The sequence below is a fragment of the [Scytonema hofmanni] UTEX 2349 genome (assembly GCF_000582685.1).
In the GTDB taxonomy this organism is placed as follows: Bacteria; Cyanobacteriota; Cyanobacteriia; order Cyanobacteriales; family Nostocaceae; genus Hassallia; species Hassallia hofmanni.
This window is the reverse complement of record NZ_KK073768.1, coordinates 485,971-505,466: the sequence shown is the minus strand read 5'-3', so window position 1 is coordinate 505,466 and position 19,496 is coordinate 485,971. Positions and strand designations below refer to the sequence as shown.

Sequence of the window (19,496 nt, the reverse complement as noted above, 5' to 3'; positions counted from 1 at the left end):
CTTATCCCCTGCGCTTTGCTCCCTGCCCCCCTGCCCCCCTGCCCCCTTGTCCCCTTGTCGCCCTTTCTTTTTGTCGGCAAATTTGCTACATTTTGCCAAATACTACAACCAAACGTGCCAATTTTTGCCAAGATAATATTATTTCCCAAAAAGTCAGTGGGCAATAATCGGCATGAGTGAAAAATCCATAGAAAGTCGCGGGAAGCCTTTTCTCGCTCTACTTTTGCCAATCTGTTTTTTAATTATTTTCCTGGTTTCCACCTGGCGAGTTTTGCTGGGTGTTATTTTGCTGGTAGCTGGTTTTAATCTTTGGCAGCGCTATAAATGGCAAAAGTGGTGTCAAGAAGTTAACCCTACTTTCAATAAAATGATTCGGGAAAGCCAGGGCAGAATTACGCCAATGGATTTGGCAATCAAGGGCAATTTTTCTGGGCAAAGGGCAAAACGTTATCTAGATACTAAAGCCACGGAATTTGGCGCTAGCATCCTGAATGAAGAGAGCAATCCGGTCTATCATTTCATCACTGGTAGCATTCTGGGCAGCATACTTGACAGTAGTGAGCCAATTGAAGAATTTGCATCTTTACCTGTTGCAATTAATACACAATTACTCACAGCACCGTTACCTGAGGTTCAGGAGGAAAAAGCAGAAGCAGAATCTGAATCATTAACACAAACAACAACAGAGGAAGTGAAAAAACCTCTGGATAAACAATTGGTTTTTGGCTCTCTTATCCAATCGGAACTGGCTAAACGGCTAAAGGTTTATTCCAGTACGGTATATAAGCGACGAAACGATCCAGATTTTTCTGAGTGGAGTCGTAGCAAAGATCCTGATGGGATTGCTTGGAGTTTTTCCCGGACAAATAAGGAGTTTTTCCCGTTGGAGGAAGAAGGCAAAAGTTAGAAGTTGTGCTTTAATACCCTCAGGCTGGAAGCCTGGGGCTAAACACACAGAGCTTGCCTACACGGGCTAATTAAGGGCTTTTTCATATAGGAACGCCATTAATAGGCAAAATAAAATAAATTCATTCTTATTTTTTACAGAAGAGGGGAAAACGGACTCATGGGAAAAGGAAAAGAAGTAATTTGAAACATTTCTACTAATTTTAAATAACTCCTCCCCTTTCCCCTTTTTTGCTTTACCCTTTCCCCCTCTTTTTTATTTTTTTATTTGTAAACCTACCGCTTCGGAGATGGAATTTAATCCGTTTTGTTCTAACTTGGAAAGCAAGCCTTGAAGAATACGGCGTACCATAAAAGGACCTTCGTAAATCCAGCCTGTGTAAACTTGGATGAGAGTAGCACCAGCAGTAATTTTTTCCCAGGCGTCTTCTGGGGAAAATATGCCGCCAACGCCGATTATCGGCATTTTACCTTGGGTTTGCGCGGCAATAAACCGAATTATTTCTGTGGAGCGATCGCTTAATGGGGCACCACTAATTCCACCGGCTTCTTCTAGTACAGATTTGCCGGTTTGATCAATAACCTGCGTTTTTAGTTGATCGCGGCGGATGGTGGTATTAGTGGCAATAATCCCCGCTAGTTGGTATGTCTGAGCAAGGGAAATTATGTCAGCGATCGCTTCCCATTCTAAATCTGGTGCTATCTTGACAAAAAGAGGTTTTTGTGCAGTGTTTTCTTTTTGTAAGAGATCCAAGATAGAACTAAGCATAGAGGCATCTTGAAGCGATCGCAACCCTGGCGTATTCGGCGAAGATACATTAACGACAAAGTAATCTCCACAATCTTTAAGTAAGCGAAAACTGTTGAGATAATCACATGCAGCTTCTTCTAAGGGTGTCACCTTAGATTTACCCAAATTTATACCTATTGGGATTGAGATTAAACTTTGCTGGCTTTCTGACAATAATTTTGCCATAACTGCCGCACCACTATTATTAAAACCCATGCGGTTAAGAGCGGCTTTATCCAACGGCAAACGAAACAAACGGGGACGGGGATTTCCTGGCTGTGGGTGGTAAGTGACAGTTCCTAGTTCGGCAAAGCCAAAACCCAAACTCGACCAAATAGGAGCAGCAACCCCATCTTTGTCAAATCCAGCAGCTAACCCCAAAGGATTTGGGAAGTTTAGCCCAAATAGATTTTGTTCTAAACGTGCATCCTCAAGACACAAAGACTGTTGCAAGCGGTGATTTATCCAGCTAGCGGGTGGATTATTGCTTGTTTGCGACAGCCATTTTAAACTGCGAATCGTTGTGGAGTGTAACTGCTCTGGATCTGCTTTTAACAGATTAAATAAAAGAGGTCGAATAGCAACTTGATATATATCCATTTCAATCCCTGATAGGGATTAACATACAATACCCTACTTTTTTATCTGTTATGGCGGGTTGAACTTGGATGCAATACAGAACCTCACCCCGTCCGTTCCGGACACCCCTCTCCTTACTAAGGAGAGGGGAAGGGGGTGAGGTTTTATGTACCTCACTCAACCGAGAACCGCTATAAACCCGGATATTCTGAGTTTATCAAATATTGTCCCTCCTTATTGCCATTCACCTTGGACAGTAAACGCAGCCCAGTAATAAGGTGCTTTCCCTTTTCCTGAGTCCCACATTTCTAACTGTGCTGCTCGCATTGCCGCAACCGGATTTTGTTTTCCTTCCAGATACTTTTGGTAAAAGTTCTGCATGAGAGTGGCTGTACTCAAATCGTTCACACTCCATAAACTCACAACAACACGCTTCGCCCCTGCATACATAAAGCCTCTTGTCAAGCCTACTAAGCCTTCTCCTTGCACATTTTGACCCAAACCGGTTTTGCAAGCGCTGAGGGTAACGAGTTCAACAGGTAAATTGAGGTTGTAGATTTTGTTGAGATTCAGGTTGCCGTCAATAGTTTGACGTTTTTCATCGAACTGGGAAAGCACTAATTTTGTTAATTGCGGATTCTTTTGTGAGACGCAACCGTGAGTTGCAAAATGAACTATCTGATATTGGGATAAATCAGGTTTGACAGCAGTAGTAAGAGATGCAGCAAAACCCAAGGCAGAGAATTTATTTGTGGGATTCCGCTCAAGAGAAAGAATATAATTAGCTTCGTCTTCGGTATAATTTAGACGGTTCAAATTGAGACATTCGTTTATTTGAATGTCAAGTCCAGAACGCTCTCTGGATTGATCATTGCGTGGCTGTGGGATCTTTGTCAGACGCTGATCGAACGATGAGCAAGCGTTTTTGCTTTAGTTGACTCGCTACAGGTGCGAGAATCATTTGGCTCAATTTTATTCCCACTTCTGGGATACCCGCAGAATCTTGTTTTTTTAACAGTTCTTTATTAAAAGCCAGTGCCGCAGCTTTAATATCAGCACCTTTGACAAAATCTTGGCGTTTGAGGTTAAGTTTAGTTAGCCACTTTTCTTGGTATGCTTTTTCTGCCGGCAAAACTTGGATATTCTTACCACCATCACGAGAACGAATGCGAAAATCCCTAGTTGCACCACCAGAAAAACAACTATCTAAAACAGCGGTGAAATTTTCACTTTTCACAGATGCCATCAACAGAAACAAAGTATGTCCCATAATGTCCTTAACCTGTCCACCTTGTTGAGGATATCCAGGAGGTAGCAAACCATCAATGGGTACTAAAGTCCCGTTTAAACCTGTGTTATCAACGAAACTCACTAAAATAGGATCTGGATCGTTAATGCGGGAACCATGTCCTGAGAAGTGAAACACCACCACATCATCAGGGTTGGCTTGTTTAATTAAATACTCTTCAAATGCTTGTAATATATTTTCACGAGTCGCTTGTTGGTTAGTCAGAGTGTGAATATCTTCTTTGTTAAAACCAAAGCGATATTTCAGCAAATTGCGCTGCAACTCCACATCACTGAGACATCCCCGCAAAGGCTGAGATTTATAATCATTAATACCCACCAGTAAGGCAACTTTGCGTGAAGTAGTTTTTGCTAGAACTTTTCCGTAACTTTCAGCCTGTCGGAGAAAGTTAGACTGGCTAAACCCCAAAGTTGCTAAAGTAGAGCCAGCGAATTGGAAAAATCTACGGCGAGAAATAAAACGCATAACTACTGTACGTAATAATACACAAGTGCTTTCACTTTATAATGCCTAGTTCTCAAGTTAGTTGTTTGTATCAGAATTTGTAACATAAACCTTTCTAAAGGCAGAAGACAGAGCCGCTAAAATAAATAATACAGTCATGAGGCGCGAAGCCATGAAAAAGGTTACACTAACGGAATTGAGTAATAATATTGAGCGTCTACTGGATGAAGTACTAGAAACAGGTATTCCACTAGAACTTAACAAAAATGGCAAGTTGTTCAAGATTGTTCCTGTAGAAACAGATAAGCTGAAAAATTTGACTTTTAAACCTAATGCTATTCAAGGGAATCCAGATGATTTAGTTAATATTACTTGGGAACAGGAGATTAAGATTGATTTATCTTGATACTCATGTAGTAGCATGGCTTTATTCTGGTTTGACAGACAAATTAACTGAAAAAGCTAAAAACTTAATTAATGACAATGAAATTTATATTTCGGCAATTGTTCGATTAGAGTTACAGTATTTATATGAGATAAAACGTCTTACAGATGAATCGGATCTGATTATTGCCCAACTGTCCGAGCAGATTGGTTTAAAGATATGTAATAAAGACTTTAAAGATATTATCAGCATTGCTTTAACGATTACTTGGACTCGCGATCCTTTTGACCGGATTATTACGGCAAATGCTCTGTTAAATAACAACATATTACTGAGCAAAGACCAAAATATTCTAAATAACTATCTGTATGCAAAATGGTATGATTGAAACTTACTTAAATTAATCACAAAAGCAGCGATGCCTACACAGTTTCAAATCCGCATCACCTAAGAAACACAGAACATCCATCTACGCAAATCAACGTAGGGTGTGTTAGCGACGAAAGTACGACACCGAAAAATAGCATTATGAGTCCTATAGTTGCAATATTAGTTTGAGTGCTTTTCTGGGCATTCTATATTACTAGCTATGTTGACTGATAATTCAGATGGCGCCGAACCAAAAACCTATAGCCGCCGAATCACAACTTTTTTCCTTGGGTCGCGTTCTCCAAAGCCTTAGGGAAGAAAATAATGTTGACGTTCTGATTGAAACTACTATTTCTTATATCCAAGAGCAGTTTGATTATAAATTGATTTGGATTGCTCTTTACGACAGATTTAATCATATATTATTTGGTCAAGGGGGCTTCACGCCAGGTAATGACACCACTCTTTTACAACAACGCGTGGTTCTGAGTCCGGGAGATTTATTAGAGCAAGTACTAATTGAACAGCGTCCCTTGGGTGTAGCCGATTTGCGAGCCGAAAACCGAGGGGAAGAATGGCAGAAATTAGCAAAAAAATACAACATTCAAGGAACAATTTTTTTGCCAATTCGTTATAAAGACCGTTGTTTGGGTGTGGTGTTGCTGGGTTCAGAACGTTGGGGTTACTCACTGGGAGGGGAAGACAAAGTAAGGATATTAATAGTTTTAGGCGAACTGGGCGCACAACTGCATCAAAGTGAGATTAATTTGCAAGAGCGGCAAATAAAGCGTCTTGATGAGCCTTTGATGAAATTGTTGGAGCGAGTCCAAACTTTAAATAATTTAGAACCAAAGTTACAAGCAGTAGTGCAGGCAACTCATGAATTTGTCTCTCCTAGCCGCACTAATATTTACTGGTTTGTGCGCGAAGGGCGCTATTTTTGGCGACGGGTTAGCAATCAATCAAAGAGCATTAGCCATACAAATAATCAGCAAGTTGCGGGAATTACGGTACAGGAGTTTAGCGATTTTTACTATGCTTTGTCGGTCAATCAAATTGTCTCGATTAGTGAGGCAGGTAGTTCTATTAAAAGTAATTTTACTGGAAAGTTGCTACAACGGCTGCGAGTGCGATCGCTTTTAGCTGCTCCTATCATCTGGCAAAAAGATTTACTTGGCTTTTTAACAGTGGAAGCAAATGAAGCGCGAATTTGGACGGAAGCTGATACAAATTTCCTCAAAAGTGCTGCTGGGTTAATTTCTCTAGTTGTTCCCACTGAAAGTATGGAAACTACTATCAATCAAGTTCAACAAGATTCTGAGTTAACTAGCCAAGTTGCCCAAGCTATTTATAGTAATCATGATGTGGAAGAAATTTTAAGTAACTGTGCGGCAAAAGTTTTGCAGCGCTTAGGGGCAAATTGGTTTTTACTCTTACAGTACAACCCAGACCAAAATAATTATCAATTTGTTTACCAAAGTCAGCTTGCTAATCGCCGATGTTTGACATTTACTCTCGATGCTCTCAAAGAAGTCGATTCACAGCTTTTGCAACGTTCTACAGTTGCAGTGGGGATAGAAAATTTCCAGGAAGATTTGCGCTTTTTTAATTGGCGTTTTCCGTTATTGGAAAATGGCGTGCGATCGCTTTTAATTAGTAATTGTGCGGCAAAATATGCACCAGAAGCGCTTTTAGTAATTGCTCACGAAGCCTACCGCGTTTGGACAACTTTAGAAAAAGAGCTTTTGCAGGTTGTCGCTCAACAAATTGGTCTGATTGTCCGTCAGTGGCAGTTACACGCAAGCACGGATCAACAGCAAAAAATTTTACAAACCTTCCAGCAATTTTTTCGCGTTACGGAACAGGCATACACTACAATCGAAGCTGAAGAAAACCATCTAGAACGTACAGCACTGCAACAAATCGCATCTCTTCTCAAGTGTCCTTTGGCGATACTATTATCTTGGTCGCCCGGTCAGCATGTAGCCGAAATTATACCCGGAGTAATTGCCAATAATCGGTTTGCGATCGCTCTCAATGCACCCATCTTAATTGAAACAGAAGTTTTGATTCAGTGGGCGCTTGCTACAGATGGTTTATTAACTCTGAGCGTGAATGATTTACCACCTGATACTAAGAAATGGTTGAATGGTACTGACATCGGTCAAATTTTGGTGATGGCATTACGTACCAATCCTGATTATCAACCTACAGGTGTAGTGTTGATGGCTGACAATTCAGAACGGCGCTGGTCAGAACAAAGTTTTCTCACCATAGAAGCGTTAATTTGTCAATTAGCTTGGTCGCGACGATGGCTAAAAATCACTGAAAGTCTTGAATCAACAACAGAGGAATTACAACAACTCAATTGGTACAAACATCGTCGTTTAGAAGACATTCAAAGAACGACAACGTTGTTACTCGGTCAAATTCATGATTTGGGGGTTCCGGGGACGGAACTAGCTCAAATGCGCTTTGGGGAACTGCTGCGGCAATTAGATTATACAACCACTTCGATGACACAATTGTTAAAGCTGGAGCAGTGGCAGTTGGTTTTTACCTGTGAAAAAATGCCAATCGCTAGTTTGTTCAAGCGATCGCTCGAACGAATTGATAATTTAATTAAACAGCAGAAGTTGTGGGTAGGGGTGCATGGTTTAGGATCTGTTGGCATTCAAGAGTCAGAACAAAGCGGTTTGCTTTACACTAAAGGGAAAACTACAAACAATCAATCCTCAATAGCGATCGCTGGTGACATCGTGAAAATAGAATTAATTCTGCATGAATTGTTGCTTGGAGCATGTCATCGTTCTCCAACAAACAGCAGAATTGATATTTGGTGTCGCTATCTAGATGAGCGTTCCTTAGAAGTGTCAATCACAGATAATGGCATCATTGACCTACAGCTACTTCAAGAGCTACACCAAGATACACCCAAAGATTTACTTGCTTTGTTAAACCTCAATCAACTACCCGGTTTACACCTACTGATTTGCCAAAACCTCATGCAAAAACTAGGGGGAGAATTGCAGGTTTATCAATTACCAGATAATCGAGTAGTCAGCCGTTTATTGTTACCTCTAGTTTGTGGCAATGAATCATATTAACTTGCAGATTTAAGCATGAAACTGCAAACCTTCAATTGAAATTGCCAAGCTGGACTGAAACAGTCTTTATAAGTATTAACCCTGTTTAACTAGTTTGAAAAAGTACATAAAAAGCTTGGTTAGGTTTTGAGGGGTATAACCCATTACATTTCTCGGTTTAGCAGTGGCAAAAAAATGTTTGAGAGACTTCTTTACATTCCTCTATTCATCTTAAATAAAGGGAATTTTTCCTTAAAGAGCCGCCAAGTAGATTAAATATCTCCGTAGCAGATCGTCAAAAAGCTTAGGAGGGGAATGACCCCACATTTGTTCGCAAAAAGTATTCAACCGTTGTAGCATTCTGGTTATAATTGTCTTCCATCTGACTTTCACATTTAACTCAAATCTGCACCATTTGATATGGCACGTACCCGTTCTAAATCTGATTTACCTACAAAAATCTGTCCGGTATGTCAACGTCCCTTCACATGGCGTAAGAAATGGGAAGATTGCTGGGACGAAGTGAAATATTGCTCAGAACGCTGTCGTCGTCATCGTTCTGAGGCTAAAACAACTGGGGACTAGGGAAAATTTGAAGAGGGGGAAAGGGGAAAGGGGAAAGGGAAAAGAATTATTACCAATGACGCCAGATGCTTCAACGGTCGTGTTCCTCCCTTCGGGTTCGCCACTTCGACGGGACGGAAACCGACACCGCCGAGTGGACTCACCGCAACGCACTGGCTCCCCAATGCCCAATGCCCAATGCCCAATGCCCTAATCTCCTGGTTAAACGCAACTTAGTATTAGACGCAAATAGCGCAAAGGTATAAATGAAGTTACATATGCAACCTAAATTGATTATTCATGGAGGAGCTGGGAGTTCTCTCCACGGTAAAGGGGGAGTAGAGATAGTGCGGCGATCGCTCTATAAAATAGTAGAGGAAGTTTATTCTCTTTTACTTTCTGGTGCAAGAGCTTCGGAAGCGGTGGTGCGGGGTTGTCAAATGTTGGAAGATGACCCCCGCTTTAATTCTGGTACTGGTTCAGTACTGCAATCTGACGGTCAAATCCGCATGAGTGCTTCTTTGATGGATGGAACAACGCAAAGCTTTAGTGGTGTAATTAATGTTTCGCGGGTGCAAAATCCGATTGAATTGGCGCAATTTTTACAAAATTCACCCGACCGAGTGCTGTCAGATTACGGTTCTGCTGAACTAGCGCGGGAAATGCAAATTCCTAGTTACAACGCTTTAACTGAGTTGCGTTTGCAAGAGTGGATGCAAGAACGCCAAGATAATTTTAAAAGAACAATGGCTGGGGTGGTGGCAGAACCGGAACTAGTGGAAACTAGTAACGCTCGACGCGGTACCATTGGCGTAGTAGTATTAGATACTCACGGCAGACTTGCTGTTGGTACTTCCACTGGTGGTAAAGGCTTTGAGCGGATTGGGCGTGTCAGTGATTCTGCCATGCCTGCGGGTAATTATGCTACAGTGAATGCTGCCGTAAGTTGTACAGGTATTGGCGAAGATATCATTGATGAGTGTTTGGCACCAAAAATTGTCATCCGGGTTACTGATGGTATGTCCCTCAAAGATGCAATGCAGCGTTCATTTAGGGAAGGACAAAACCACAAGCGGGATTTTGGGGCGATCGCTCTTGATGCGAATGGGGCGATCGCTTGGGGTAAAACCAGCGAAGTCTTGCTTGCAGCTTACCACGATGGCGAAAAAATTAATGACACTTTGGAATGGACTAGCGAAGAACTAGTAGGTTATTGCTGAATTAATTTCAGCGCTGAAGCTATAATTTCTTGTTCGTCAATCATTACTGCTAATTCTTCCGTTTCATAACGTCCTTCAAAAGCTTCAAGCGCCGCTTTTTTCAAAGCTAGTTGATATCCTTGTTGCAGAATATCGATTAATTCTGCCCTCTGCAAGTAAAAACCGCCTGATTTGCCGCGCTTGTTGATTTTGTTTATTTCTCGCACCGCATTTTCTATAGATATCTCCCAAGAGCGAGTAGAACGTTTTTCAGCTTTCTGTTTAATTAAATAAATGAGAAGAATTACGCCGTAACTATCAATTTTATTGATTTTGTTACTCAGGCTCATTTCTTCTAACTCATCCACCAATAGCAGGGCTTCATAAACTTTACCTTGTTCTAGAAGTTGCCTAAGTTCTAGTAGTTCTTCCATATTGAATTATGCGTTATCCAAAACCCTTGTAGAGACGTAGCACTGCTACGTCTCTACATTGTTTTTCTATTGTAAAAACGTTCCGGTGGAACGTCTCTACGACGGTTAGCCCAAATCCTCGTCGGGAGTCTTCAACCGCCAACCGGGTTTAACTACTTGACGCGCACGGGCTATTACCAGACAATCATCAGAGACATCTTCTGTAACAGTGGAACCGGCAGCGATTGTGACATCATTTCCTAGTGTCAAAGGAGCCACTAAAACGCTACTCGCACCAGTTTTAGTCCGATCGCCTATTTTGGTAGGATGTTTTTTGACACCATCATAATTGGCGGTAATTGTACCAGCACCGATATTTACTTGATTTCCGGTAGTGGTATCGCCCAAATATGACAAATGTGCTGCATTGGTGCGATCGCCTAACTTCGTATTTTTTAATTCCACAAAATTACCGATGCGGCAATTTGCCCCCACTTGTGCATGTCCGCGCAAATGGGCATAAGGACCAATTCGGGTGTTTTCCTGCACTGTGCTATCTGTCACCACAGAATACATCACGGTGACATTTTCACCCAATTGGCTATTCTCAATTAAACTCCCAGGTCCGATGCGACATCCTGTTTGAATGACCGTATTGCCTCGGAGGTGAGTTTGCGGTTCTATAATTACATCTGGCTGTAATTCTACTGTGTCATCAATTGTAATGCTGGTGGGGTCGATGAGAGTGACACCTGCCGCCATCCATTTTTCCTTGACTCGCCTTTGTAAAATATCAGATGCTGTTGCTAATTGCAGGCGATCGTTAATACCGAGAATTTCCTGATAATCTGGCACATCAACTGCCATCACTTTGCCAACTTGAGTTACCGCATCAGTGAGGTAGTATTCTTTTTGAGCATTATTGCAAAGCAAATGTGGTAAAATATTTGCTAATTTTTCCCAATTAAAGCAGTAAATTCCCGCATTGACGCGGCGATTTTCTTTTTGGGCAGTAGTGCAATCTTTATCTTCAACCATTTGTTCAACAATGTTATCACTGTTGCAAAAAACACGCCCGTAGCCTTTAGGATCGCTCAGGTGTGCAGTGAGGATGGTAGCAGCGTTGTGATTTTCTTGATGAGTTTGCAACAGTTGTTTGATTGTTTCGGTGCGTAATAACGGCACATCCCCGTTTAACACCAGTAAATCCCCAGTATAGCCTTCGAGGTGGGGGAGTAATTGCTGGATGGCATGACCTGTTCCCAATTGTACAGCTTGTTCAACAAACTCCAAATCTGGGTTTGATTGCATAGCTGTTTTTACTTCAACAGCTTGATATCCGACAATTAGCATTTGCCGGGAGGGCTTGAACGGTTGTACACTTTCGAGAACTCTCTCTACTAGCTTACGCCCACCCAAAGAATGTAAAACCTTGGGTAAGTGTGATTTCATCCTTGTCCCGCGTCCTGCCGCTAGAATTGCTACAACTACCATAATTAGCTATCAGTGAATTACGATCAATCTACCGACAATTGTGGGTTTAGAGCCTCCCCCTTCGTCGTGCTTCTTTAATTAATTTATTCCTATGACGAGTATGCTATCATAGGAATAACCAGAGAAAAGAAAATGCTAGTTCTCGAATTCAAAGTTTACGCCAAACCAAACCAATTCCAAGCGATCAATGAAGCGATTAGAGTTTGTCAATTCATTCGCAATAAATCGATTCGCTTATGGATGGATGGCGGCGCAAAATCTTGGTTCGATCTTTCTAAATACTGTGCGATCTGGGCTAAAGAATTTGACTTTGCAAATAAGTTGGGTGCAATGGCACGGCAAGCTAGCGCGGAAAGAGCATGGTCGGCAATTTCTCGGTTCTATGACAATGTTAAGAAAGGGATAAAAGGCAAGAAAGTTGGCTTTCCAAAATTTCAAAAAAATTGTCGCTCTGTTGAGTACAAGACAAATTCTTGGAAGCTGTCGAATGACCGCAAATCAATCACTTTTACCGACAAATGTGGTATCGGCAGATTAAAAATGAAAGGTACTCGCGACCTGAATTTTTATGCTCCGAGCCAAATAAAGCGAGTACGGTTAATCAAACGAGCGGATGGATACTATGTCCAGTTTTGTTTAGCGATTGAGCGTGTTGAACAAGTCAAAACAACAGGTAAAACAATTGGATTGGATGTTGGCTTGAAAGAGTTTTACACCGATTCAAATGGCGAGATGGAACAAAATCCTAAATTTCTGCGTAAGGGTGAAGCGCGATTAAAACGCGCCCAACGCTTAGTAAGTCGGAAAACTTCATGTGGAGCAAATCGCCGCAAAGCAAGGGTGGTTTTGGGTAAACGACACCTTAAAATAAGTAGACAACGTAAAGACCATGCTATCAAGTTAGCGCGGTGCGTAATCACATCAAACGATGTAGTGGTCTATGAAGACTTGAGAGTGTCTAACCTGGTAAAAAATCACTGTTTAGCAAAATCAATTAGCGATGCTTCTTGGTATCAATTTCGAGTGTTCTTAGAATATTTCGGAAAGGTATTTGGCAGAATTACAATTGCTGTAAATCCCGCCTATACAAGCCTTGAATGCCATAACTGCGGAACGATTGTTAAAAAGAGCCTGTCCACACGAACACATATATGTAAATGTGGTTGCGAGATGGACAGAGATCATAACGCAGCAATTAATATCCTAAATCGTGGGATAGGTACGACAGGGCATGTCGGAACTTTGATCGAGGAACGATCATAAACGCTTAGGGAGATTAGACCTCTATCTTTAGGTGCGGTAACGTTCTTAATTTAAGTCCGATCATTGAACTAAGAATCCTCACGCCTTCAGGCGTGAGGAGTGTCAAACAAATAGTTTGAGATTCCCGCTCAAATGATACCTGATTACGCTCTGAACCAAAATGTTAATTATTATTAAAAAATTTATTGCTGCCTTGAGAGAATAAATTCTGTAAACTTTAGCATTAGTTTGGGGTTGCGCCAACCCTTAGCTGTTTCTTCTGCCATGACGCTGAGAGCTTCTTCTTCACTCAAAGCTATTTTGTAAGGTCGTTCGCTAGTTAGGGCATCATAAATATCAATTATTTGAAAAACTTGTGCCAGATAAGGAATTTCATCTTCCTTCAGTCCATCGGGATAACCTGAGCCATCCCAGCGTTCGTGGTGGTGGCGAATTATCGGAATTACACCGCGCATACTGCGTAATGGCTGGCAGATTTTTTCTCCCATCAAAACGTGTTTTTTCATAATATCCCACTCTTCGGGAGTGAGTTTACCATGCTTTAGTAGCACTGTGTCAGGAATACCCACTTTCCCGATATCGTGGAGATAACCCCCCCACGTCAAATTCCGAATTTGGTTGGGTGAGAGATTGAGGAATTCTGCAAAAGCTTCTCCCAATGTTACCAGTCGCTCGCAGTGGTCGCCAGTGTTGGGATCGCGACTTTCAATTGCTCTGGCAATGGAAAATAGCACTTTTTCGGCATGGTCTAAATCTTCGTTTAAACGCTTTTGCCTGACTAAAGATTTAACCCGTGCTGCCAATTCTAAACGGTCAAAAGGTTTGGTTAAAAAATCATCTGCCCCAGCTTCAATTCCTTGAATGCGCGATCGCTTATCATTTAAGGCTGTAATGAAAATCACCGGAATTAACCTGGTATGTTCATCTTGCTTAAGTAACTGGCACACTTGAAATCCATCCATCCCCGGCATCATTACATCTAGCAAAATTAGATCCGGTTGTTTTTGTGTTACCAGTTCTATGCCAGTATAACCACTGTCCGCCTCAATTACTTCGTAGCCTTCCATCGCTAAAAGTGCGACAGCAGTCATCCGACTGGGGGCATGATCGTCTACTACTAAAATTTTTGGCGCTTCATAATCAAAGCCATCCACATTAGACACTTTCGCTTGTAGCGTTGTCGAGACCAGTGAATTTTCAGTTGTATTAACATCAATATCCATCCAACAAGACAAGGTTTCGGTTTCTTTAGCCATCACCTTTTGTTTAGATAAGCTCAAGGAATTACTCTCGGTTTTGTTGAATACTAAGGCGTGATTTGAAGCGATAATACCATTGACATTGTTTGAGGGGTTTAACCCACTAACAAGTTGTTCGTAGAGCCTATATACTTGCATGTCCATTGAATAACAAACGCACTCCAATAAAAAACTTCACAATGTTAGATAAAACATTTTTATTATTTGACTAGATTCCAGTTTGTATTTTCACAAGCTTTATGCATCATAACTGTCAAATGTTGGTTGTAATACATAGCATGTGTTTTTTATGTGTTATTGGAACAAGATAAAACAAGTATAGTTACCAAATTTTCCACTAGTCTAATTCCAGTATGAGCAATTTTGACAAATGTTAAATCAGGTTTTTTACGGAGATTTTTTTTAAACATTGCAGCGCCATAAGATGTTGTCCTGGCTAAATTTAGATCAAAGTAAGGGTAAGGGATTTTTAATTCCAAGTTTTTATTTTCCACACTATCACACGCGCATTTTTCGCTTTACGAATGGAAAACATCTAAACTATGATTGGCAGAGTTTCACAGTCACAACTTACTTGTATCCTTAGTGATTTGTATCACATCATGAAGAGTGGGAAAGGGGAGGCAGTGCGGTGAGGCAGTTATTCTACTTGGAGAAACCCCTTGGAGAAGCGCCTCTCCCTTCGGGAGAAGACCGCACTTCCTTCCCTTTTTTGCTTTCCCCCTTTTCCCTTGCTTGATAAATAGCTTTTATTTAACTATGATTAGCAAAGTTTTGCAGTGATAACTTACTTATATTCTTAGTGATTTGTATCACATAAATATTTTTACCCACAGTTGTGAAAAAAAATTATAAATTTTGTGAAAATTCTTACCCTTTCCCCTTTCCCCCTATTTTTCATCAATTACCAATTTTATGACTAAGACTCAATTTGTTGTTTCTGTCGAATGGTTGTTTGCACACCTTGACAATCCGCAAGTTGTGATTGTGGATTGTCGATTTTCACTTGCCGATCCAATTTTAGGACAACAGCAATATCAAGCAAGTCATATAACTGGAGCTTATTATTTAGACTTAAACCAGGATCTTTCTAGTTCTGTGGGAGAACATGGAGGAAGACATCCTTTACCCAACCCCGCAGATTTAGCGCAGAAGTTATCAGCAATGGGGGTGAAGCCAAAGACTTTAGTTGTAGCTTACGATGACTCGCGTCTTGCTTTTGCAGCTCGTTTGTGGTGGCTTTTGCGTTATTTAGGGCATGAGGAAGTAGCCGTGCTTACAGGAGGCTTTGCTGGTTGGCAAAAAGCCGGGTATCCCGTCACAGATGTTATTCCTGAACCTCGGATAGCAACATTCGTCCCACAGGTACAAACACAAATGGTGGTAGATAGGGAAGAAGTGAAAACTCGCTCATCTTTGCCAGGAGTAGTGTTGGTGGATTCACGGGAAAGCGATCGCTTTTCTGGTGAAAGAGAACCAATTGATAAAATTGCCGGACATATCAGCGGTGCTGTAAACTATCCTTGGCTAGAAGTGACAGATTCTTCAGGCTACGTACTTTCACCACAACAGCAAAGCGATCGCGCATCCAAACTGGAAAAAGCAGAGGAAATTATAGTTTATTGCGGTTCTGGCGTTACCGCTTGCGTCAATTTATTATCTTTAGAACTAGCTGGTATTCAAAACGCTAAATTATATGCTGGCAGTTGGAGTGATTGGATTAGTTATTAGTGAGTTGATAATTGATAGTGGATAGTGGAATAACAACTAACAACTATCAATTATCAACTTTTTTCAAAACTTACCTAATTCAAAATTGTAATTGAGACTAAAGAACCAGCCATCAAAATTAATATTTTGGTCGGTAGAACCACCTAAGCTTACACCGCCTTGGACGCTGACATTAGTGGAGTCAGATATTCCATAAGTTAAGCTAGTGTATAATCGATGATATTGGTCTTCTCGTTGGCGCAGCGTAAAGTCTGACAAATTAAACTGGTAGTTAAAACCAACTTGCAGCGATTGTAACCAGTAGTAACTCAAAGAAAGTAAGAAAGAGTTGTTTATCCGGTTACGACTGTCTGGATCGGCAAAATTCAGACGTAATTCATAGAAGCTGTCTAGCACCAACTTTTGAGTTAGGGGATCTCGCCGTCCTAGAGAAAAATGCACAGAATTTTCATTTAAAAAGCGATCGCCTGCCGAAAAGAAATCGCCGTCTTTAGCATAAAACAGCTGTTGATTGCTCCAACCGAGTTCACCATACATCCGCCGTGATAGCTGTTGATAAATACTTACGTAGAATCTTACCTGATTGTAATTAAATTGTGATTGATCTATATAAAAAATCAAATTGCCATCAATTCCTGCATTTAAATAAGTCTTAGGTCCTAAGGCTAAAGGTGCAGAAGCTAGCGTCAGTCCAGTAAAAACCAAGCCATCCTGTATCCGACCAACTTCTGACGAAAAAATATTATTTGTTCCAAAAAATCCCACATAACCCCGCAGGGAGCCTATGGGCTTAAACTTAGTTACGGGTTTTGGTGAGGGTGGTGGTGGTAGTTGTTCTACTGGTGGTGGCAAATCTATAGGCTTCGCTAGTATTGTGCCTATTTCCTCAAAGCTATCTGACTCAGGTGATGTCTCTTTGACCTCTTGCAACCGACGTATGAGCCTGTCTAGCCTTTCGGAGTTAGTTAAAGGCGGTTTCTCCAACAATTGCTCTAATGGTGTTGGGGAAGTTTGGAGAAAATCGTTTGGCTGTCCTTCTAACTGCGGTGGTTCATTGCGCTGTTGAGGAGTGGTAGGAATGTTGCTTGGTTCTTCCCTTGGCGCCGGATTTGGGGGTGGTGGTGGTGGATTTGGTGGCGCCGGATTTGGGGGTGGTGGTGGTGGATTTGGTGGGGGTGGTGCTTCAGGTGGTGGTGGTGGTGCTTCAGGTGGGGGTGGTGCTTCAGGTGGGGGTTGCTGTGAGTATAAAATTGGCGAATTATAGAAATTGAAGGTACTAAAGACTGAGGAGCCAACGCCGTACAAAGATAAGTTGTAATGACTGGCGTTGCGTAAATCCTGCCCAAGATTAAAGTTGGCGGTTTCCGAGGTTGTACTGAGTTGAAAATACTTGATATTTTCTTTTTCAGTAGCGTAGAAGCGTAGCGCTGAGGGGGTCGCAGTCTTCTCCCAAGGGGAGACGCTAAGAGCGATGGCGGTTTCCGTCGATTGCGATAGCGTTCGCGTAAGCGTCCGCTCTGCGGAAGCGTTAGCGAGTCTTCTCCCAAAGGGAGACGCCAAGGGCGAACGAGCGTCACCCCGGAACCCGTTGGCGCAGCCTCTCGTAGAGAAGGGCTTGTCGTCAGATATCGCTTTCAAATTAATATTTTTATGACATGGCTGATGTGTTTCTTCTTTCACACCCATAGATGATATGATTGATACTGTGTGCTTGTTAGCATCTTGTGTATCTGAATTTGCCGCTAGCACCGCATCTACTTGGGTGATGCAACACCAGTTTGCACCACTGCACGCTAGTAAAGTCGAAAATAAGAGATTTTTCCGGAACTTGGGTTGCATCTTTAATCGCGTTTGCCAAACTTAGACTCGTAAGCTTACTTATAAGTTCCAGCTAAGAATGTTAAATCTTTGAGCTGGTTTGATCACGGTACAAGACTTTCTCCTAAGTCATAAGAAAAAGTCATAATTGCTACGGTTTAGTATTCAGTTAAATTATGATTTATCTGAATAAGTTAAAGGAAGTATGTAGTATAGTACATTTGCGTGTTCTACCTTTAAAGTTTTAAATAAAGTTTAGGGAAATATACGTGAATCAACTGATTATAACAACTAGCAAGCTTAAACCAATTTTACGTGAGGCAGCACATAACGCCCTGCGCTCCCCCGATCGCGTTCAGGCGCTTTAACCTGGATGCCACATGCGTAACTGGCGGAAAACCCGTCCAACGGAGTGGCTCGGCTAAACAAACAAAGCGCACCTGCGTGAGCTAAATTAGGCGCATTTTCATACAGAAATGATATTAAACCTTTAACATCAGAATTTGTGTTGAACTGGCTTGGTATCAGTTAAAGATTTTGAGGTTCCAAACTATGTTGCGTAAATTATTACCACTTTTAGTCATTGGTATGTGGGGGGTGACGGTGGTGTCTTTGCCTCAAGAGGCAAGTGCTACAACTCCTTTAACTCGTGCGGATATTGAAAAAATCCGCAACTTAGTGCAACTGAAGCCAAAAAATAGACAGCAACGTCCCGCACGTTCATCAGATGCAATGTTTCCTGGGGATGGAGTGTCCACAGGTAGAGCTTCTCTAGCAGAGTTACGTTTCAACGATCGCTCTTTAGCACGAGTTGGAGAACAAGCAGTATTTCAATTTTTGCCGAGGACGCGAAATTTTAAATTGTCCAACGGGACTGTATTTATACTGATTCCACCCAAACAAGGGCGAACACGTATACAAACGCCAAATGCAGCAGCAGCAATTCGCGGTTCAGCATTATTCGTGCGCTATGACGAACAAACAGATACTACAGTAGTCGGCGCACTGACAAATAGCGGTATTGAAGTTTCTAATAAAGATGCTTCCCAGAGTCGGGTACTAGAAGCCGGACAGATGCTGGTTATAGTTAAAGACAGAATTAAGGGATTATACGAGTTCGATTTGAGAACTTTTTATGAGACGAGCGATTTAGTTCGAGGACTTGATTTGGCTAGGAAAACCGGTGTGCCAAGTGCAGATCCGGCGATCGCTCAAGTTCAAGAAGAAACTACCGCAGCTATAGCAGCACAGAAGCCAATCACCGGCGCAGGAGTTATTACAAACCCATCTTTTCTAAAGCTTACAGGGAGTTCGCCTACTTCGCCAAGTGCCGCCGATAACAACATTATTAATAACAATTCCTCTGTAGATACCTTTCAGGAAATAGGAGAAATCCTGTCAAATAACGATAAGAAAAAAGACAATTTAAGCGGATCTACATCAGTTACAACTCCACCCAAGATAGAGTCACCTACAGATCCACCAGTTATAACTCCAACCAAGCCAGAGTCACCTACAGATCCACCAGTTATAACTCCACCCAAGATAGAGTCACCTACAGATCCACCAGTTATAACTCCAACCAAGCCAGAGTCACCTACAGATCCACCAGTTATAACTCCAACCAAGCCAGAGTCACCTACAAATCCACCAGTTATAACTCCAACCAAGCCAGAGTCACCTACAAATCCACCAGTTATAACTCCAACCAAGCCAGAGTCACCTACAAATCCACCAGTTATAACTCCAAATCCACCCGTTATAACTCCAAATCCGCCAGTCATAACTCCAAATCCGCCAGTTATAACTCCAAATCCACCCGTTATAACTCCAAATCCGCCAGTTATAACTCCAAATCCGCCAGTTATAACTCCAAATCCGCCAGTT

The 19,496-nt window shown here is 41.7% G+C and carries 17 protein-coding genes; 10 read left to right on the top strand and 7 right to left on the bottom strand.

The features are described 5' to 3' along the window. Positions 1–172 precede the first annotated feature (172 nt). Positions 173–907, top strand: a complete 735-nt coding sequence (locus TOL9009_RS0107320; protein ID WP_029632208.1) for a hypothetical protein — start codon at positions 173–175, stop codon at positions 905–907. Positions 908–1,162: 255 nt separating this feature from the next. On the opposite strand, the gene TOL9009_RS0107315 is transcribed toward TOL9009_RS0107320, so the two are convergent. The 3 genes from TOL9009_RS0107315 to TOL9009_RS38470 all read right to left on the bottom strand — a co-directional run bounded on the left by TOL9009_RS0107315 (position 1,163) and on the right by TOL9009_RS38470 (position 4,049). Beyond that, positions 1,163–2,296, bottom strand: a complete 1,134-nt coding sequence (locus tag TOL9009_RS0107315; protein ID WP_029632207.1) for a quinone-dependent dihydroorotate dehydrogenase — start codon at positions 2,294–2,296, stop codon at positions 1,163–1,165. Between the two features lie 213 nt (positions 2,297–2,509). Then, positions 2,510–3,109, bottom strand: coding sequence for a CHAT domain-containing protein (locus TOL9009_RS0107310; RefSeq protein ID WP_260675963.1), 600 nt, complete (start codon positions 3,107–3,109; stop codon positions 2,510–2,512). A 34-nt stretch (positions 3,110–3,143) separates the two neighbouring features. After that, entirely contained in the window at positions 3,144–4,049 is a 906-nt protein-coding gene (locus tag TOL9009_RS38470; protein WP_051502831.1) for a caspase family protein, read from the bottom strand. 151 nt (positions 4,050–4,200) lie between these two features. On the opposite strand from TOL9009_RS38470, the gene TOL9009_RS0107300 reads away from it, so the two are divergent. From TOL9009_RS0107300 to TOL9009_RS0107285, 6 genes are all read left to right on the top strand, one after another. Next, a complete protein-coding gene (locus TOL9009_RS0107300) occupies positions 4,201–4,434 on the top strand; it encodes a type II toxin-antitoxin system Phd/YefM family antitoxin (RefSeq protein WP_029632204.1) in 234 nt (77 codons plus the stop codon). Beyond that, positions 4,421–4,801 carry a type II toxin-antitoxin system VapC family toxin gene (locus TOL9009_RS0107295; RefSeq protein ID WP_029632202.1) on the top strand — a complete coding sequence of 127 codons (381 nt, stop codon included), beginning with the start codon at positions 4,421–4,423 and terminating at the stop codon, positions 4,799–4,801. The genes TOL9009_RS0107300 and TOL9009_RS0107295 overlap by 14 nt, the downstream gene beginning before the upstream one ends. Before the next feature lie 220 nt (positions 4,802–5,021). Continuing rightward, the gene (locus tag TOL9009_RS0107290) at positions 5,022–7,889 is read left to right on the top strand and encodes a GAF domain-containing protein (protein WP_029632200.1); all 2,868 of its coding nucleotides are present in this window, start codon (positions 5,022–5,024) and stop codon (positions 7,887–7,889) included. 399 nt (positions 7,890–8,288) lie between these two features. Next, positions 8,289–8,453 (top strand): DUF2256 domain-containing protein, encoded by a 165-nt coding sequence (locus tag TOL9009_RS43200; protein WP_072022112.1) that lies wholly within the window; start codon positions 8,289–8,291, stop codon positions 8,451–8,453. A 65-nt stretch (positions 8,454–8,518) separates the two neighbouring features. Continuing rightward, positions 8,519–8,698, top strand: coding sequence for a hypothetical protein (locus TOL9009_RS45275; protein ID WP_144238172.1), 180 nt, complete (start codon positions 8,519–8,521; stop codon positions 8,696–8,698). Next, positions 8,699–9,652: an isoaspartyl peptidase/L-asparaginase gene (locus tag TOL9009_RS0107285; protein ID WP_029632199.1), complete on the top strand. Its 954-nt coding sequence runs from the start codon at positions 8,699–8,701 to the stop codon at positions 9,650–9,652. It begins immediately after the preceding gene. Here the strand turns inward: TOL9009_RS0107285 and TOL9009_RS0107280 are convergent. Both TOL9009_RS0107280 and glmU read right to left on the bottom strand, forming a co-directional pair. Next, the gene (locus tag TOL9009_RS0107280) at positions 9,643–10,065 is read right to left on the bottom strand and encodes a DUF29 family protein (RefSeq protein ID WP_029632198.1); all 423 of its coding nucleotides are present in this window, start codon (positions 10,063–10,065) and stop codon (positions 9,643–9,645) included. The two genes, TOL9009_RS0107285 and TOL9009_RS0107280, sit on opposite strands and share 10 nt — an antisense overlap. Positions 10,066–10,170: 105 nt before the next feature. Further along, positions 10,171–11,538 carry a bifunctional UDP-N-acetylglucosamine diphosphorylase/glucosamine-1-phosphate N-acetyltransferase GlmU gene (glmU, locus tag TOL9009_RS0107275; protein ID WP_029632197.1) on the bottom strand — a complete coding sequence of 456 codons (1,368 nt, stop codon included), beginning with the start codon at positions 11,536–11,538 and terminating at the stop codon, positions 10,171–10,173. A gap of 132 nt (positions 11,539–11,670) precedes the next feature. On the opposite strand from glmU, the gene TOL9009_RS38465 reads away from it, so the two are divergent. Next, entirely contained in the window at positions 11,671–12,801 is a 1,131-nt protein-coding gene (locus tag TOL9009_RS38465; protein ID WP_038296227.1) for an RNA-guided endonuclease InsQ/TnpB family protein, read from the top strand. Between the two features lie 182 nt (positions 12,802–12,983). Here TOL9009_RS38465 and TOL9009_RS0107265 read toward each other — a convergent pair whose 3' ends face one another. Continuing rightward, a complete protein-coding gene (locus tag TOL9009_RS0107265) occupies positions 12,984–14,198 on the bottom strand; it encodes a response regulator (RefSeq protein ID WP_029632195.1) in 1,215 nt (404 codons plus the stop codon). Between the two features lie 777 nt (positions 14,199–14,975). Between TOL9009_RS0107265 and TOL9009_RS0107255 the strand changes: the two genes are divergently transcribed. Then, positions 14,976–15,791 (top strand): sulfurtransferase, encoded by an 816-nt coding sequence (locus TOL9009_RS0107255; protein WP_029632191.1) that lies wholly within the window; start codon positions 14,976–14,978, stop codon positions 15,789–15,791. A 63-nt stretch (positions 15,792–15,854) separates the two neighbouring features. Here the strand turns inward: TOL9009_RS0107255 and TOL9009_RS47000 are convergent, their stop codons facing one another. Further along, positions 15,855–17,630: a porin family protein gene (locus TOL9009_RS47000; RefSeq protein ID WP_051502829.1), complete on the bottom strand. Its 1,776-nt coding sequence runs from the start codon at positions 17,628–17,630 to the stop codon at positions 15,855–15,857. Between the two features lie 531 nt (positions 17,631–18,161). Here TOL9009_RS47000 and TOL9009_RS38455 point away from each other — a divergent pair. Beyond that, positions 18,162–19,496 (top strand): FecR family protein (locus tag TOL9009_RS38455; protein WP_051502828.1); only part of this gene is annotated, 1,335 nt, incomplete at its 3' end.

Excerpts from the sequence above, each read along its gene's own strand:
- TOL9009_RS0107265 (WP_029632195.1), bottom strand. The coding sequence starts at position 14,198 with ATGCAAGTATATAGGCTCTACGAACAACTTGTTAGTGGGTTAAACCCC.
- TOL9009_RS0107285 (WP_029632199.1), top strand. The coding sequence starts at position 8,699 with ATGAAGTTACATATGCAACCTAAATTGATTATTCATGGAGGAGCTGGG.
- TOL9009_RS0107300 (WP_029632204.1), top strand. The coding sequence starts at position 4,201 with ATGAAAAAGGTTACACTAACGGAATTGAGTAATAATATTGAGCGTCTA.
- TOL9009_RS38465 (WP_038296227.1), top strand. The coding sequence starts at position 11,671 with ATGCTAGTTCTCGAATTCAAAGTTTACGCCAAACCAAACCAATTCCAA.
- TOL9009_RS0107255 (WP_029632191.1), top strand. The coding sequence starts at position 14,976 with ATGACTAAGACTCAATTTGTTGTTTCTGTCGAATGGTTGTTTGCACAC.
- TOL9009_RS0107315 (WP_029632207.1), bottom strand. The coding sequence starts at position 2,296 with ATGGATATATATCAAGTTGCTATTCGACCTCTTTTATTTAATCTGTTA.
- TOL9009_RS0107290 (WP_029632200.1), top strand. The coding sequence starts at position 5,022 with ATGGCGCCGAACCAAAAACCTATAGCCGCCGAATCACAACTTTTTTCC.
- TOL9009_RS38470 (WP_051502831.1), bottom strand. The coding sequence starts at position 4,049 with ATGCGTTTTATTTCTCGCCGTAGATTTTTCCAATTCGCTGGCTCTACT.
- TOL9009_RS0107280 (WP_029632198.1), bottom strand. The coding sequence starts at position 10,065 with ATGGAAGAACTACTAGAACTTAGGCAACTTCTAGAACAAGGTAAAGTT.
- TOL9009_RS47000 (WP_051502829.1), bottom strand. The coding sequence starts at position 17,630 with ATGCAACCCAAGTTCCGGAAAAATCTCTTATTTTCGACTTTACTAGCG.
- TOL9009_RS45275 (WP_144238172.1), top strand. The coding sequence starts at position 8,519 with ATGCTTCAACGGTCGTGTTCCTCCCTTCGGGTTCGCCACTTCGACGGG.
- TOL9009_RS43200 (WP_072022112.1), top strand. The coding sequence starts at position 8,289 with ATGGCACGTACCCGTTCTAAATCTGATTTACCTACAAAAATCTGTCCG.
- glmU (WP_029632197.1), bottom strand. The coding sequence starts at position 11,538 with ATGGTAGTTGTAGCAATTCTAGCGGCAGGACGCGGGACAAGGATGAAA.
- TOL9009_RS0107320 (WP_029632208.1), top strand. The coding sequence starts at position 173 with ATGAGTGAAAAATCCATAGAAAGTCGCGGGAAGCCTTTTCTCGCTCTA.